This is a genomic window from Pantoea trifolii, assembly GCF_024506435.1.
Taxonomy (GTDB): Bacteria; Pseudomonadota; Gammaproteobacteria; order Enterobacterales; family Enterobacteriaceae; genus Pantoea; species Pantoea trifolii.
The window spans coordinates 317,072-332,535 of record NZ_JANIET010000001.1; the positions used below are offsets into that span (position 1 = coordinate 317,072).

General features: G+C 55.5%; 11 protein-coding genes, 1 pseudogene and 1 riboswitch. Of the genes and pseudogenes, 9 read left to right on the forward strand and 3 right to left on the reverse strand.

Annotated features, from left to right (window positions below; all coding sequences use genetic code 11):
• Window positions 1-34: 34 nt before the first annotated feature.
• Together yjbE and pgi are read right to left on the reverse strand one after the other, a co-directional pair.
• Window positions 35-283, reverse strand: a complete 249-nt coding sequence (gene yjbE / locus NQH49_RS01395) for an exopolysaccharide production protein YjbE (protein ID WP_008109848.1) — start codon at window positions 281-283, stop codon at window positions 35-37.
• Between the two features lie 523 nt (window positions 284-806).
• Window positions 807-2,453, reverse strand: a complete 1,647-nt coding sequence (gene pgi / locus NQH49_RS01400; RefSeq protein WP_256698110.1) for a glucose-6-phosphate isomerase — start codon at window positions 2,451-2,453, stop codon at window positions 807-809.
• An 89-nt stretch (window positions 2,454-2,542) separates the two neighbouring features.
• Between pgi and NQH49_RS01405 the strand changes: the two genes are divergently transcribed.
• From NQH49_RS01405 to panS, 4 genes and pseudogenes are all read left to right on the forward strand, one after another.
• Window positions 2,543-2,677 carry a hypothetical protein gene (locus NQH49_RS01405; protein WP_256698111.1) on the forward strand — a complete coding sequence of 45 codons (135 nt, stop codon included), beginning with the start codon at window positions 2,543-2,545 and terminating at the stop codon, window positions 2,675-2,677.
• A 149-nt stretch (window positions 2,678-2,826) separates the two neighbouring features.
• Window positions 2,827-3,021: riboswitch (Lysine riboswitch) on the forward strand.
• Between the two features lie 112 nt (window positions 3,022-3,133).
• The gene (gene lysC / locus NQH49_RS01410; protein ID WP_256698112.1) at window positions 3,134-4,489 is read left to right on the forward strand and encodes a lysine-sensitive aspartokinase 3; all 1,356 of its coding nucleotides are present in this window, start codon (window positions 3,134-3,136) and stop codon (window positions 4,487-4,489) included.
• 301 nt (window positions 4,490-4,790) lie between these two features.
• Window positions 4,791-4,943, forward strand: a pseudogene (locus NQH49_RS23500) (aquaporin); the annotation flags it as partial.
• A gap of 305 nt (window positions 4,944-5,248) precedes the next feature.
• Entirely contained in the window at window positions 5,249-6,172 is a 924-nt protein-coding gene (panS, locus tag NQH49_RS01420) for a ketopantoate/pantoate/pantothenate transporter PanS (protein WP_008109856.1), read from the forward strand.
• Window positions 6,173-6,235: 63 nt separating this feature from the next.
• Here the strand turns inward: panS and NQH49_RS01425 are convergent, their stop codons facing one another.
• Window positions 6,236-6,829 (reverse strand): YhgN family NAAT transporter, encoded by a 594-nt coding sequence (locus NQH49_RS01425; RefSeq protein ID WP_256698113.1) that lies wholly within the window; start codon window positions 6,827-6,829, stop codon window positions 6,236-6,238.
• A 196-nt stretch (window positions 6,830-7,025) separates the two neighbouring features.
• Between NQH49_RS01425 and asd the strand changes: the two genes are divergently transcribed.
• The 5 genes from asd to glgA all read left to right on the forward strand — a co-directional run bounded on the left by asd (window position 7,026) and on the right by glgA (window position 15,457).
• Window positions 7,026-8,135, forward strand: coding sequence for an aspartate-semialdehyde dehydrogenase (gene asd / locus NQH49_RS01430; protein WP_256698114.1), 1,110 nt, complete (start codon window positions 7,026-7,028; stop codon window positions 8,133-8,135).
• 356 nt (window positions 8,136-8,491) lie between these two features.
• On the forward strand, window positions 8,492-10,678 hold the full coding sequence (gene glgB / locus NQH49_RS01435) for a 1,4-alpha-glucan branching enzyme (protein WP_256698115.1): 2,187 nt from the start codon (window positions 8,492-8,494) through the stop codon (window positions 10,676-10,678).
• Window positions 10,678-12,657 (forward strand): glycogen debranching protein GlgX, encoded by a 1,980-nt coding sequence (gene glgX / locus NQH49_RS01440; RefSeq protein ID WP_256698116.1) that lies wholly within the window; start codon window positions 10,678-10,680, stop codon window positions 12,655-12,657. Before glgB ends, glgX begins: the two co-directional genes overlap by 1 nt.
• Before the next feature lie 10 nt (window positions 12,658-12,667).
• Window positions 12,668-13,960: a glucose-1-phosphate adenylyltransferase gene (gene glgC, locus NQH49_RS01445; protein WP_256698117.1), complete on the forward strand. Its 1,293-nt coding sequence runs from the start codon at window positions 12,668-12,670 to the stop codon at window positions 13,958-13,960.
• Window positions 13,961-14,023: 63 nt separating this feature from the next.
• Window positions 14,024-15,457, forward strand: coding sequence for a glycogen synthase GlgA (gene glgA / locus NQH49_RS01450; RefSeq protein WP_256698118.1), 1,434 nt, complete (start codon window positions 14,024-14,026; stop codon window positions 15,455-15,457).
• Window positions 15,458-15,464: the final 7 nt, after the last annotated feature.

Genomic DNA, 15,464 nt, shown 5'->3' on the forward strand with positions numbered 1-15,464 from the left:
ACACGGGTGTGTGGTTATGCTTAAAGGTGTTACATCAACGAGTGGTGCTCGTTGTGGTGGTTGTTGTTGTACCGGTATTTGCACCGTCACCGCCGCCAGAAGCAGCAATGCCGAGACCCACTAACGCACCGAGCGCGCCGATACCCACAGCGGTTGACGCGCCAGTTGAGATTGCTCCCGCCTGTGCGCCTGCTGCAGCACCAGCTTCTTCCGGCGCGGCAATCGCAGCGGAAGAAACGGCAACGTAAAGTAAGGCTGCACCGGCAACCATCAGTTTTTTCATAACAACGTTTCCTGCATTTATATGAATCAATGAATGTAGGATTTACCCAGATTTTGGGCGCGTTCAGTATAGGGCAACAAATTACCAGAGTTCAGCATGAGTAAAAGAGGGCAGAAACCAGGGATGTTTCTGGTGATAAATAAGGCGAATTGGCGTTAGCTGCTTTTTTTAAATGCCTTTTTTTGGACTAGTAGAACAACTGCATACCTGGTGATTTCCCGGCAGAATTTTTCACTTTTGCACTAAATATTGGTACGGAATGGGAATAATCGGAATTTGCTCAGCAGGCTTAAATAAAAATCATATATCTATCAGATGGATAAATTATAGGTTGGGTTAAATTAGGTCCATTTTAAAGCGGAGTGATCTGCAGTAGATTGAAGTGAATTACGAATTTCCTTACGCCATTTTAAGAATTTTCTAACCCTATTTAATGCAGTAAAAACAATATTGCGAGTGAGGCGGCCTGGTTGACATAAAAAAAGGCGGCAATTACGCCGCCTTCTGCAAATTAGCCGGGAAATTAACGCCAGGATTTATAGCGATTAATTAAGCCATTGGTGGAGCTATCGTGGCTGCTAATTTCAGCGTCATTTTCCAGCTCTGGCAGAATACGGTTTGCCAGCTGTTTACCCAACTCAACGCCCCATTGGTCAAAGGTGAAGATGTTGAGAATCGCGCCCTGCGTGAAGATCTTGTGCTCATACAGCGCAATCAGTGAACCGAGGCTGAATGGGGTGATTTCACGCAGCAGGATGGAGTTGGTTGGACGGTTACCCTCAAACACCTTGAACGGCACGATGTGCGCGACAGATTCGGCAGATTTACCGGCATCGGTAAACTCTTTCTCTACCACGTCGCGTGACTTACCAAACGCCAGCGCTTCGGTCTGCGCGAAGAAGTTCGACAGCAGCTTCGGATGGTGATCGGTCAGCACGTTGTGGCTCAGCGCCGGTGCGATGAAGTCGCATGGAATCAGTTTGGTGCCCTGATGAATCAACTGGTAGAACGCGTGCTGGCCGTTGGTGCCTGGCTCGCCCCAGATGATTGGGCCAGTCTGGTAATCCACTGGATTGCCTTCACGGTCAACGTATTTACCGTTGGATTCCATGTTGCCTTGCTGGAAGTAAGCAGCAAAGCGATGCATGTACTGGTCGTACGGCAGAATCGCTTCGGTTTCAGCACCGAAGAAGTTGTTGTACCAGATACCGATCAGCGCCAGCAGCACCGGCAGGTTCTGCTCGGCAGGCGTGTTAGCGAAGTGCTTATCCATCGCGTGCGCACCGCTTAGCAGCTGCTCAAAGTTCTCAAAGCCGATGGAGAGAATGATCGACAAACCGATCGCTGACCACAGTGAATAGCGGCCGCCAACCCAATCCCAGAACTCGAACATGTTGTCGGTATCGATACCGAACTCACCCACCGCTTTACCGTTGGTCGACAGCGCAGCGAAGTGCTTCGCCACGTGCTGCTGATCGCCGGCGGTTTTCAGGAACCAGTCACGCGCGCTGTGGGCGTTGGTCATGGTCTCTTGGGTGGTGAAGGTTTTTGATGCCACCAGGAACAGCGTGGTTTCCGGGCTGAGATCTTTCAGCGTTTCGGCGATGTGCGTGCTATCGACGTTAGAAACGAAGTGCATGTTGAGGTGGTTTTTGTACGGACGCAGCGCTTCGGTCACCATGAACGGGCCGAGATCTGAACCGCCAATACCGATGTTCACCACGTCGGTGATGGCTTTACCGGTATAGCCTTTCCAGTCACCGCTGATGATGCGCTCGGAGAAGCCTTTCATCTTCGCCAGCACCGCGTTGACTTCCGGCATCACATCTTTGCCGTCCACCACAATTGGCGTGTTGCTGCGGTTACGCAGCGCAACGTGCAGTACCGCGCGCTCTTCGGTGCGGTTGATCTTCTCGCCAGAGAACATCGATTTGATGGCGCCTGCCAGATCGGTCTCTTTAGCCAGCGCCTGTAATTTTTCGAGGGTTTCCTCGGTGATGCGGTTTTTGGAGAAATCCACCAGCATCTGGTCATCGAAAGTGGCAGAGAATTTCGCAAAACGATCGGCATCTTGCGCAAACAGGTCGGCGATTTGCACCGATTTCATCTGTTCAAAATGCTGCTGCAGCGCTTTCCAGGCAGCGGTTTGTGTCGGATTGATATTTTTCATGGCAACACTCTAGTTGAAATAAGAACCGTCATTCCATCCGGGGCATCCTGCTGGCCCGGCATCCATAACACTCTTGCACGGGGAAGAGTATGACCACAGTTACCAATGAAGGGAAAAAATTTGTGACCGTGGCCGCACTGTTTCAGGTAAATCCGGCAGCGATTGTCGGTGCTGCGCCAGGAGAATTCCCTGTGCCGCATCAGAAAAAAGCCGCTTTTGTCTAATTCGGACACTACTTTAGGCCGCGGTTGACGGGCACGTTTGTTCAACGATGCGTTTACCGAAGTGTAAAAGTGAGAAATCCTCAAAGTGCAGGGATGGACAGGGGGGAAAATAATCAGTAATTTATGCGCGCTACTTACACCTCCGGGTGTAAGCCAGAAGAGGCGCGTCGCCCAGGCAGTGTGTTTGAGGATCCGTATCCGCAGAGAACACATCAGGGGGTGTGACGCCGAGGTGGGGCAACACGCGGGGTGTTGCACTGTCGGCTGCAGGGGCTGAATCCTCTGGGTTGTCACCAGAATCGTCCACAGTCGGACGGTTCGCAAGGTGAAGCGCTTTTGGTGACTTGTCTACTACTGATCTTGTCTGCCCAATTCTGCTCTTCTCTTGTGCCTAGGCTGCTACTATGTCTTCCGCCCCAAAACGGAAGAAAGATAACCTGACACGGGGTTCGTAATATGTCCCAAACTCTTATCGTGGCTAAATTTGGCGGCACCAGCGTTGCCGATTTTGATGCTATGAACCGCAGTGCAGATGTTGTGCTGTCGGATGCCAATACGCGTTTAGTGGTGCTCTCAGCCTCCGCTGGCGTCACCAATCTGCTGGTTGCCCTTGCTGAAGGTCAGGAACAAGCGCAGCGCGCTTACCTGCTGGATGAAATCCGCCGCATTCAATACGCCATCATCGATCGTTTGCAATCGCCGGAGGTGATCCGCGATGAGATTGATCGCATGCTGGAAAACATCACCATGCTGTCTGAAGCCACTTCGCTGGCGACCTCACATGCGCTGACCGATGAGCTGGTGAGCCACGGTGAGTTGATGTCGACGCTGCTGTTCGTGGAGATTCTGCGTGAGCGTCAGGTCAACAGTGAATGGTTTGACGTGCGTAAAGTGATGCGCACCAGCGATCGTTTTGGTCGCGCAGAACCGGAAGTGGCGACGCTGAAAGAGCTGGCCGCAACACAACTGCAGCCGCGCATTGCGGAAGCGCTAGTGGTAACGCAGGGCTTTATCGGTAGTGAAATCAAAGGCCGCACTACCACGCTCGGTCGTGGCGGCAGCGATTATACCGCTGCGCTGCTGGGCGAAGCGCTGCAGGCCGCACGTATTGATATCTGGACTGATGTGGCCGGTATCTACACCACCGATCCACGCGTGGTGTCCACCGCTAAACGCATCGAAGAAATTACCTTCGAAGAAGCAGCGGAAATGGCGATCTTTGGTGCCAAAGTGCTGCATCCAGCAACGTTGCTGCCCGCCGTACGCAGCGATATCCCGGTATTTGTCGGTTCGAGCAAAGATCCGGCCGCAGGCGGTACGCGCGTCTGCAACGAAACCAAAAATCCACCGCTGTTCCGTGCGCTGGCGCTGCGTCGCAAGCAGACGTTGGTAACGCTGCACAGCCTGAACATGCTGCATGCACACGGCTTCCTTGCCGAGGTATTTAACATCCTGGCGCGCCACAGTATCTCTGTCGATCTGGTGACCACCTCCGAAGTGAGCGTGGCGCTGACGCTGGACAGCACCGGTTCAACCACCACCGGCGACAGCTTGCTGACCCAGGCGCTGTTGACCGAACTCTCTTCGCTGTGCCGTGTGGAAGTGGAAGAGAATCTGGCGCTGGTGGCGATCATCGGCAACAACCTGTCAAAAGCCTGTGGCGTGGGTAAAGAAGTATTCGGCGCACTTGAGCCGTTTAACCTGCGTATGATTTGTTACGGTGCCAGCAGTTATAACCTTTGCTTCCTGGTTCCAACGCCAGATGCGGAAGAAGTGGTACGCGCGCTGCATAAGAATCTTTTTGGTTCTTAAGGCAAATTTTTAGCAGAATGAATCAAGCCGGACATTGTCCGGCTTTTTTATTGATTAAATTTGTTAAGCAATATTTTAAGCCCAGCGGCAGCCACTCTTTCGCTCCAGACATTTCTGATGATCCCCATTATAGCTCGCGATAACCGTCTTTTTCGCTGGGATTGCCTAAAAATCACACTAGTCTCACATTCAGCGGTAGCGCTTTAATCGCCGAAAACGATAATCGCCGCCGCGAAAAGATTAAATTATTTGAGGGGATAGATTTGAAAAGATCAGTGGCTGAAAACTCGGCACCTTTGTACTGGTTTTAGGCGGTTGTGGTAGTGCGGTTTTGGCTGCGGCTTTTCCAGAATTAGCTATTGGTTTTGCCGATGTCGCGCTGGCATTTGGTTTGACGGTGTTGGTGATGGCATTTGCCGTCGGCCATATTTCAGGCGGCCATTTTAACCCGGCGCGCAGCACCGCTGTGGCGATCTTCCAGGGGGTTAGGCGTTGGAACTGCTGTGGATGTTCTGGTTGTTACCGATTATCGGTGCCGCGATTGGTGGTGCGATCTACCGCTTTGTACTGGAAAAAGCAGAGTAACTTCGCCGTATTTCTGCGGATCGGCAGCAGCCGATCCGCATTTTCCCCCGCAAGCGACTTCCCGCCTTACGTCAAGATAATGAAATGTTATGATCCCGCGTCCGTCGCTGTGGTCGTTCCCTGCGCGACATTTCATCTGTGGCAATATAAAAAAATTCCTAAGGAAGTCTGGTTATGCTCGGCAAACTTACCCGCCTGTTCCCGCTCTGGGCCGTGCTGCTCTCGGTCGCTGCTTATTATTCTCCCACCACCTTTCTCGGCATTGGGCCGTGGGTGACTTACCTGCTGATGCTGATTATGTTCGGCATGGGCGTGACGCTAAATATCGATGATTTCAAACGCGTGCTGGTGCGTCCGGCGCCGGTGATCGCCGGTACTTTCCTGCATTATCTGGTGATGCCGCTGGCCGCGTGGGGTCTGGCAAAGCTATTCCAGATGCCACCTGATCTGGCAGCAGGGATGATTCTGGTCGGCAGCGTGGCTAGCGGTACCGCTTCTAACGTGATGATTTATCTGGCGAAGGGCGATGTGGCGCTGTCGGTGACCATCTCATCCGTCTCGGCGCTGGTGGGTGTTTTCGCCACGCCGCTGCTGACACGCTTCTACGTTGATACGCACATTCAGGTGGATGTGGTGGGCATGCTGCTCAGCATCGTGAAAATCGTGGTGATTCCGATTAGCCTCGGCCTGATTATCCATCACTCCATGAACAGCGTGGTGCGCCGCGTTGAGCCGTATCTGCCGGCGTTTTCGATGGTGTGTATTCTGCTGATCATCAGTGCGGTGGTGGCAGGCAGCCAGGGCTTTATCGGTTCCGTCGGCTTGATGGTGATTGTGGCGGTGATCCTGCACAACGCGATTGGTCTGCTGGGCGGTTATTGGGGTGGCAAGCTGTTTGGCTTCGATGAATCCACCTGCCGCACACTGGCGCTGGAAGTCGGCATGCAGAACTCAGGTCTGGCGGCGACGCTGGGCAAACTCTACTTCTCGCCGTTAGCTGCACTGCCGGGCGCGCTGTTCTCGGTGTGGCACAACCTGTCAGGTTCGCTGCTGGCCGGTTACTGGTCGGGTAAACCGATCGATAAGAAGCAGAAGTAATTGCGGTTTCAATAAACAGCGGTCGCCATGAATGGCGACCCTACAAAACGCACCTCTCTGCTGTTACAACTTCAGATAGGTGCGAATCCCATCCAGAAACATCTGCGTCGCCAGCATAATCAAAATCAATCCCATCAGGCGCTCCAGCGCGTTAACGCCTTTGTCGCCCAGCAGGCGTAAAAACAGCCCTGACATCAGCAAAATCACCACCGTCACGCCCCACGCGATCAGCAGCGCACCGACCAGATGCGTCATTTGATTAGGATATTGATGCGACAACAGCATCAGCGTCGCCAGCAGCGACGGACCGGCCACCAGCGGGATCGCCAGCGGCACGAGGAACGGCTCTTCACCGGCCGGTAAGCCGCTGGAGCTGCTCTCCTCGGAAGGGAATATCATGCGAATGGCGATCAGGAACAGAATGATGCCGCCGGAGATCGACACGGTTTCGGTGCGCAAATTAAGAAACGCCAGAATGCGTTCACCGGCGAATAAAAACAGCAGCATCAGAATCAGCGCGATCACCATTTCGCGCATCAGCACCACGCGGCGGCGTTTGGGTTCCAGATGCTTCAGTACCGACATGAAAATCGGCAGGTTGCCCAGCGGGTCCATAATCAACAACAGCAATATGGTCGCGGATATCATTTCAGTCATGTTGGGTTAGCCATTATTAGTTGTACTGCTGAAAAAGTTAACGCAATCGAATTAATTCACTTGCCAGAAGTGCTGCATTTTGTAGAGTTGACGGTCATAGGTAAACCTGATTATTACGCAGACTGGCATGATTATCCGGCCAGTCTTTTCCTCGCACCACACGGCCTCTTTCGAGAGCACCCGAGACGGACAGAAAATGAAGAATGTAGGTTTTATTGGTTGGCGTGGCATGGTCGGCTCAGTGCTGATGTCACGCATGAGCGAAGAACGCGATTTTGATGTCATCAATCCGGTCTTCTTCTCCACGTCACAGCTTGGTCAGGCGGCACCAACATTCGGCGGTAAGTCGACCGGTGCGCTGCAGGATGCTTTTGATATCGAGGCGCTGAAGGCGCTGGATATTATTATCACCTGCCAGGGCGGCGATTACACCAGTGAAGTCTATCCGAAGCTGCGCGAAAGCGGCTGGCAGGGTTACTGGATTGATGCGGCTTCCACGCTGCGCATGAAAGATGACGCCATCATCATTCTCGATCCGGTTAACCATAATGTGATTCGTCAGGGCCTCGACAACGGCATCAAAACCTTTGTTGGCGGTAACTGCACCGTCAGCCTGATGCTGATGTCACTGGGCGGTCTGTTTGCGAACGATCTGGTTGAGTGGGCGTCGGTTGCTACGTATCAGGCGGCATCGGGCGGCGGCGCGCGTCATATGCGTGAACTGCTGACGCAGATGGGCATGCTGCACGATCACGTGGCGAAATCCCTGCAGGATCCGGCGTCGGCGATTCTGGATATCGAACGCAGCGTGACCGATTTCACTCGCTCTGGCACCTTGCCAACCGACAACTTCGGCGTACCGCTGGCAGGCAGCCTGATTCCGTGGATCGACAAGCAGCTGGATAACGGCCAAAGCCGCGAAGAGTGGAAAGGCCAGGCGGAAACCAACAAAATTCTGCTCACCAGCAATGTGATTCCGGTTGATGGCCTGTGCGTACGCGTTGGCGCGCTGCGCTGCCACAGCCAGGCATTCACTCTGAAGCTGAAAAAAGACCTGCCGCTGAGCGAAATCGAACAGCTGCTGGCTTCACATAACGAGTGGGTGAAAGTGGTGCCAAACGATCGCGAAATCACCATGCGCGAACTGACACCCGCCGCCGTCACCGGTACCCTGACCACGCCAGTGGGTCGCCTGCGCAAACTGAACATGGGACCGGAATACCTTTCCGCCTTCACCGTAGGCGATCAGTTACTGTGGGGCGCGGCTGAACCGCTGCGTCGCATGCTGCGTCTGCTGATCGACTAAGCGCAGCGGCAAACCAGACAGGCCGGGGTTTCCCGGCCTTTTTTAGTAATCCAGGCTGCAAAAAGTCATGCAAATTGCGCCTGACAAGTGATCCGCTTCCCCTTTTTGCTCGCCCGATAAGTATTTTTCACGATCCTCCCTGGTTTCTGCTGTCCCCAAGCTATGATTTAACAGAGATGTGCCGGTTGTTAACTGTTTTTGTTTTTTCGAACTGAATGGTTGTTGTACACGGTGAAGATCTTTCCCACGGACGGTTGTGTCCTCGCGGTGTACCTATGGCTCAATGAAAAGCAGCGCACCCGAGGCGATAATCCTGCCGACTCGGGTCGCCTGCGCAAAATCATAGGAAGAAAGTCATGTCAGAGCTTCCCGATCGCCAGGCGATCAATGCCCTTTTTGCCGGGAATTATGCCGATCCCTTTTCACTACTGGGAATGCACCAAACTGCCCAAGGCCTTGAAGTGCGTGCGCTGCTGCCCGATGCCTCCGATGTTTGGGTGATTGAAACCAATACTGGACGCAAATGCGCCCAGCTAACCTGCCTCGACTCACGCGGTTTCTTCTGTGGCGTGATTCCGCGCCGAAAAAACCGGTTTGGCTATCAGCTGGCGGTGAACTGGCACGGCCAGCAAAACCTGATTGATGATGCCTATCGCTTCGGCCCGCTGCTGGAGGAGATGGATGCCTGGTTATTGGGTGAAGGCACGCATCTACGTCCTTACGAAACCCTCGGCGCGCACGGTACCACCATTGACGGCGTACACGGCACGCGCTTCGCCGTTTGGGCACCTAACGCGCGTCGCGTATCGGTGGTGGGCGAGTTCAACTTCTGGGATGGCCGACGCCATCCGATGCGTTTTCGCCGTGAACTCGGCGTTTGGGAACTGTTCATACCGGGCGCGGTGAACGGCCAGCTGTATAAGTTTGAAATCGTCGATAATTCCGGCCAGATGCGCATCAAAGCCGATCCCTTCGCCTTTGAAGCGCAAATGCGTCCACAAACCGCCTCGATGATCTGCGGGCTGCCGCCGAAAACCGAGATGCAGCCACGGCGCAAAGCCGCCAATGGATTTGACCAGCCGATTTCGATTTATGAAGTGCATCTCGGTTCATGGCGACGTCACACCGACAACAATTTCTGGCTCAGCTACAAAGAGCTGGCGGAGCAGCTCATCCCTTACGTCAAAGAGATGGGATTCACCCATATCGAACTGATGCCGATTAACGAACATCCGTTTGACGGCAGCTGGGGCTATCAGCCGCTCGGCATGTATGCGCCGACGCGCCGTTTTGGCACGCGCGATGAATTCCGCCACTTTATTGCCGCCGCGCATGATGCCGGCATTAATGTGCTGCTCGATTGGGTGCCCGGCCACTTCCCAAGTGATGATTTCGGCCTGGCGAAGTTCGATGGCACCGAACTCTACGAACACAGCGATCCGCGTGAAGGTTTTCATCAGGACTGGAACACGCTGATCTACAATTTTGGTCGCCGTGAAGTCAGCAATTATCTCTCCGGCAACGCCTTGTACTGGATGGAGCGCTTTGGCATTGATGGGCTGCGCGTCGATGCGGTGGCGTCAATGATCTACCGCGATTACAGCCGCGCCGAAGGCGAATGGGTGCCAAACCACTTTGGTGGACGCGAAAACCTCGAAGCGATTTCGTTCCTGCGTCATACCAACCGCATTCTGGGCCGCGCTGCGCCCGGCAGCGTCACGGTAGCCGAAGAGTCCACCGATTATCCTGGCGTTACGCGTCCTTCGGAAGATGGCGGCCTCGGCTTCTGGTTTAAATGGAATCTGGGCTGGATGCACGACACGCTGGATTACATGAAACTCGATCCGGTACATCGTCGCTACCATCATCAGCTGATGACCTTCGGCATGCTTTACAACTACACCGAAAACTTTGTGCTGCCGCTGTCGCACGACGAAGTGGTGCACGGCAAACGTTCGATCCTCGATCGCATGCCCGGCGATGCCTGGCAGAAGTTCGCCAACCTGCGCGCCTATTACGGCTGGATGTGGGGCTTCCCTGGCAAGAAGCTGCAATTTATGGGCAACGAGTTTGCGCAGGGACGCGAGTGGAACCACGACACGAGCCTCGACTGGCATCTGCTGGAAGGCGAGGATAACTGGCACAACGGCGTGCATCGTCTGGTACGCGATCTCAACCACACTTATCGCCATTTCGCGCCGCTGCATCAGCTCGATTTTGATGGGCAAGGTTTTGAGTGGCTGGTGGTCGATGACCATGAGAATTCGGTGTTCGTGTTTGTGCGCCGCGATCGCGAGGGCAATGAGATCATCGTGGTCAGCAACTTTACGCCGGTAGCGCGTCCGCACTATCGCTTTGGCGTCAATCAGCGTGGCGGCTGGCGCGAGATCATGAATACCGACCAGCACGATTATCACGGCAGCGACACGCGCAATCATGGTGTGGTGCACACCGATGAGATTGAAAGCCACGGTCGGCCGCAGTCGCTGAGTTTGACCTTACCGCCGTTGGCAACGCTTTGGCTGGTGCGGGAGAGCGACTGATGCTGGAGCAGGGGCAGCCGGAACCCTTAGGTGCGCACTATGATGGGCATGGCGTTAATTTCACGCTGTTCTCCCAGCATGCTGAACGCGTTGAACTCTGCCTGTTCGACGCGCACGGTGCTGAGCGCCGTTACGCGCTGCCCGCGCACAGCGGTGATATCTGGCACGGCTATTTCCCCGCGCTGAAGCCCGGCCAGCGCTATGGCTATCGCGTACACGGTCCGTGGGCACCGCAGCAGGGACATCGCTTTAATCCCGCCAAGCTTTTGGTCGATCCCTGTGCCAAAGCAGTAACGGATGAAGTGGCGGACGACGCGCGTTTCAACGGCGGTGAACGTGAACCGGATGGTGCCGACAACGCTGCCATCGCGCCGAAATCGCTGGTGATTGCCGAGGATTTTGACTGGGAAGGCGATTGCGCGCCGTGCACGCCGTGGGGCAACACGGTGATCTACGAAGCGCATGTGCGCGGCTTAACGCAGCAGCATCCGGAAATTCCGGAAAGGCTGCGCGGCACTTATGCGGCGCTGGGTCATCCTGCTATGGTGAAGTACCTGCGCCATCTCGGCATCACCGCGCTTGAGCTGTTGCCGATTGCTCAATTCACCAGCGAGCCGCGCCTGCGCCGCTTAGGGTTGAGTAATTACTGGGGTTATAACCCGTTTGCCTTGTGGGCGGTGGATGCGCGTTACGCCTCGGGCGAAAACGGTTTAACGCCGTTGCAGGAGTTTCAGCAGGCGGTCAAAGCGCTGCACGCGGCGGGCATCGAAGTGATTCTCGATGTGGTGTTCAACCACACCGCCGAGCTGGAAGAGATCGGGCCAACGATTTCGCTGCGCGGCGTGGATAACGCCAGCTATTACTGGCTGGATGGCAACGGCGAATACCAAAACTGGACCGGCTGCGGCAACACGCTGAACCTCAGCCATCCGCAGGTGATGGTGTGGGCGCTGGAAGCACTGCGCTACTGGGTGCGCGTTTGCCATGTTGATGGTTTCCGCTTTGACCTCGCCAGCGTGTTGGGGCGCACGCCGGAATTTCATCAGGATGCGCCGCTGTTTGCCGCCATCAAAGCCTGTCCGTTGCTCTCTAAGGTGAAGCTGATTGCCGAGCCATGGGACATCGGTCCCGGCGGTTATCAGGTCGGCAGCTTTCCGCCGGACTTCGCCGAGTGGAACGACCATTTTCGCGATGCGGCACGCCGTTACTGGCTGCAGGGTCAACTGAATAATGGCGATTTCGCCCGCCGTTTTGCCGCATCCAGCGACGTTTTCCAGCGTGAGGCGCGTCTGCCGCACGCCAGCATCAATCTGATTACCGCTCACGACGGTTTCACGCTGCGTGATGTGGTGAGCTTCAACAACAAACACAATCAGGCCAACGGCGAAGACAATCGCGACGGCAGCAGCAGTAACTTCAGCCATAACCACGGCAAAGAGGGATTGCAGGTCAACTTCGATATTGTCGAACGGCGGCGGCGTAGCGTGCATGGCTTGCTGACCACGCTGCTGCTGGCGCAGGGCACGCCGATGCTGCTGGCGGGTGACGAACGCGGTCACAGCCAGCACGGTAACAACAACGCCTATTGCCAGGACAATCCGCTGACCTGGTTGAACTGGCAACAGGATGATTTTGGCCTGGTCGACTTCACTGCTGCGTTAATCCGCCTGCGCCAGCGCATTCCCGCGTTGACGCAGGATCGCTGGTGGCAGGAGGGCGATGGCAGCGTGCAGTGGTGCAATGCCAGCGGCACACCACTGGAAGCCGAGCAGTGGGAACAGGGGACGCACAGAATGCAGATCCTGCTCTCCGGCCGCTGGTTAATAACAATAAATGCCACGGAATCGGTGAGTGATATCGCCTTACCAGACGGAGAGTGGCGTGCCATTCCTCCTTTCGCCGGGGAAGATAACCCCATCCTGACAACTGTCTGGCACGGTCCCGCACACGGTGTGTGTGTGTTCCTAAAGCAATCATAAGGAGTCAGACATGGTGAAATTAGATAGAACAGATCATCTGATGCTGGCGCGCCAGCTCCCTACACAAACGGTTGCCCTGATCCTTGCTGGCGGGCGCGGTACGCGCCTGAAAGATCTCACCGCGAAACGCGCCAAACCTGCCGTGCACTTCGGTGGCAAGTTCCGCATCATCGACTTTGCGCTGTCCAACTGCATCAACTCGGGCATTCGGCGCATCGGCGTGATCACACAATATCAGTCACATACGCTGGTGCAGCACATCCAGCGCGGCTGGTCGCTGTTCAACGAAGAGATGAACGAGTTTGTCGATCTGTTGCCGGCACAGCAGCGTGCCGCTACCGAACACTGGTATCGCGGCACGGCCGATGCGGTGACGCAGAACCTCGACATTATTCGCCGCTACAACGCGCAGTACATCGTGATACTCGCCGGGGATCACATCTACAAAATGGATTACTCGCGCATGTTGCTCGACCATGTCGATCGCGGCGCGAAATGCACCATCGCCTGCTTACCGGTGCCGTTGGCCGAAGCCACGGCGTTTGGGGTGATGGCGGTGGATGCCGAAAACAACGTGGTCGATTTTGTTGAAAAACCGCCGAAGCCGCCGTCAATGCCGGGTGATGACAGCCGCGCGCTGGCCAGCATGGGCATTTACGTGTTCAACGCCGATTACCTGTATCAACTGCTGGAAGAGGACCTGCAAGTGGCCGATTCCAGCCACGATTTCGGCAAAGATCTGCTGCCGAAAATCGTCGCCAGCGGCGAGGCGTATGCGCACTCCTTCACGCTCTCCTGCGTGCAGGTGGATGAAAACGCCGAGCCGTACTGGCGCGACGTCGGGACGCTGGAAGCGTACTGGCGCGCCAATCTCGATTTGGCGTCGGTTACGCCCGAGCTGGATATGTACGACCACAGCTGGCCGATACGTACCCACATGGAACCGCTGCCGCCGGCGAAATTTGTGCAGGATCGATCCGGCAGCCACGGCATGACAATGAATTCGTTGGTTTCGGGCGGCTGCATCATCTCCGGTTCGGTGGTGGTGAATTCGGTGCTGTTCCCGCGCATTCGCATCAACTCGTTTTGCAACATTGATTCCGCAGTGCTGCTGCCTGATGTGGTGGTTGGCCGATCGTGTCGTCTGCGTCGCTGCGTGATCGATCGCGCCTGCGAGCTGCCAGAAGGCATGGTCATTGGCGAAAACCCCGACGAAGACAGCCGTCGTTTTTACCGTTCTGAAGAGGGCATCGTACTGGTGACGCGCGCCATGCTGGCCAAATTGGCCGGAGGCGGTCAGTAAGTGACGAAAGATTATAGAGAAAATTGCCGCGTGGAACGTGTGCGATAACAATAGGGGTTCAGGATGCAGGTTTTACATGTCTGTTCAGAGCTTTTCCCGCTGTTGAAAACCGGCGGACTGGCTGATGTCGTCGGTGCATTACCACAGGCGCAAATAGCCGATGGTACGGATGCGCGGGTGTTGATTCCCGCCTATCCGGATCTGCGTAAAGGAATTCCTGATACTGAGGTCCTGGCGGAGTTGCAAACTTTCGCCGGACCGGTACGCTTACTTTTTGGACAATTTAACGGCGTTGGTATTTATTTAATCGATGCGCCGGGATTGTATGAACGTCCCGGCAGCCCGTATCACGATACCTCGCAGTTTGCTTACGTGGATAACTATCTGCGTTTTGCGCTGCTGGGCTGGATGGGCGCCGAGATTGCCAGCGGGTTAGATACGGATTGGCAGCCGGATATCGTGCACGCGCATGACTGGCATGCAGGCTTAACCTGCGCCTATATCGCCGCGCGCGGTCGTCCGGCAAAAACGGTGTTCACCGTGCATAATCTGGCGTATCAAGGGCTGTTTTCTGCGCGTCATCTGGATGAGATCCAGATCCCGCGCGCCTTCTTTGACATGCATGGACTGGAGTTCTTCGGGCAAATTTCTTACCTCAAGGCGGGCCTGTTTTATGCCGATCATATAACGGCGGTCAGCCCGACTTACGCGCTGGAGATCACCCGACCGGAATTTGGTTACGGCATGGAAGCGCTACTCGAGCAGCGACTGCGTGAAGGACGACTGAGCGGGATTTTGAACGGCGTCGATCCGGGCATTTGGGACCCGGCGCACGATCTGCTGCTCACCGCGCGCTACGACAGCGAAACGCTGGAGAGCAAAGCGGAGAACAAGCGCCAGCTACAGATTGCCATGGGCCTGAAGGTGGATGATAAGGCGCCGGTGTTCTGCGTTATCAGCCGTCTGACCAAACAGAAAGGGCTGGATCTGGTACTGGAAGCGCTGCCGGGCTTGCTGGCGCAGGGCGGACAGCTGGTGCTGCTCGGTCAGGGTGATGCCGAGCTGCAGCAAGGTTTCCTGGCGGCGGCGGCCGAACATCCGGGCCGCGTTGGCGTGCAGATTGGCTATCACGAAGCCTTCTCGCACCGCATTGTCGGCGGCGCGGATGTGATTATGGTGCCGAGCCGTTTTGAGCCGTGCGGCTTAACCCAGCTGTACGGTTTGAAATATGGCACGCTGCCGCTGGTGCGTCGCACCGGTGGACTGGCGGATACGGTGCAAGACAGCTCGCTTGAGAACCTGGCGGATGGTGTTGCCAGCGGTTTCACCTTTGAAGACAGTAATGCCTGGTCGCTGCTGCGGGCGATTCGGCGCGCATTTGTTCTGTGGTCTCGTCCTGCACTCTGGCGCTACGTTCAGCGGCAGGCGATGGGGATGGATTTTAGTTGGCAGGTGGCAGCACAAGCCTACCGCGATCTTTATCAACGTTTGCTGTAATGAGAGA

Coding starts and splice junctions, on each gene's coding strand:
- yjbE (WP_008109848.1), bottom strand. CDS start 283: ATGAAAAAACTGATGGTTGCCGGTGCAGCCTTACTTTACGTTGCCGTT.
- pgi (WP_256698110.1), bottom strand. CDS start 2,453: ATGAAAAATATCAATCCGACACAAACCGCTGCCTGGAAAGCGCTGCAG.
- NQH49_RS01405 (WP_256698111.1), top strand. CDS start 2,543: ATGACCACAGTTACCAATGAAGGGAAAAAATTTGTGACCGTGGCCGCA.
- lysC (WP_256698112.1), top strand. CDS start 3,134: ATGTCCCAAACTCTTATCGTGGCTAAATTTGGCGGCACCAGCGTTGCC.
- panS (WP_008109856.1), top strand. CDS start 5,249: ATGCTCGGCAAACTTACCCGCCTGTTCCCGCTCTGGGCCGTGCTGCTC.
- NQH49_RS01425 (WP_256698113.1), bottom strand. CDS start 6,829: ATGACTGAAATGATATCCGCGACCATATTGCTGTTGTTGATTATGGAC.
- asd (WP_256698114.1), top strand. CDS start 7,026: ATGAAGAATGTAGGTTTTATTGGTTGGCGTGGCATGGTCGGCTCAGTG.
- glgB (WP_256698115.1), top strand. CDS start 8,492: ATGTCAGAGCTTCCCGATCGCCAGGCGATCAATGCCCTTTTTGCCGGG.
- glgX (WP_256698116.1), top strand. CDS start 10,678: ATGCTGGAGCAGGGGCAGCCGGAACCCTTAGGTGCGCACTATGATGGG.
- glgC (WP_256698117.1), top strand. CDS start 12,668: ATGGTGAAATTAGATAGAACAGATCATCTGATGCTGGCGCGCCAGCTC.
- glgA (WP_256698118.1), top strand. CDS start 14,024: ATGCAGGTTTTACATGTCTGTTCAGAGCTTTTCCCGCTGTTGAAAACC.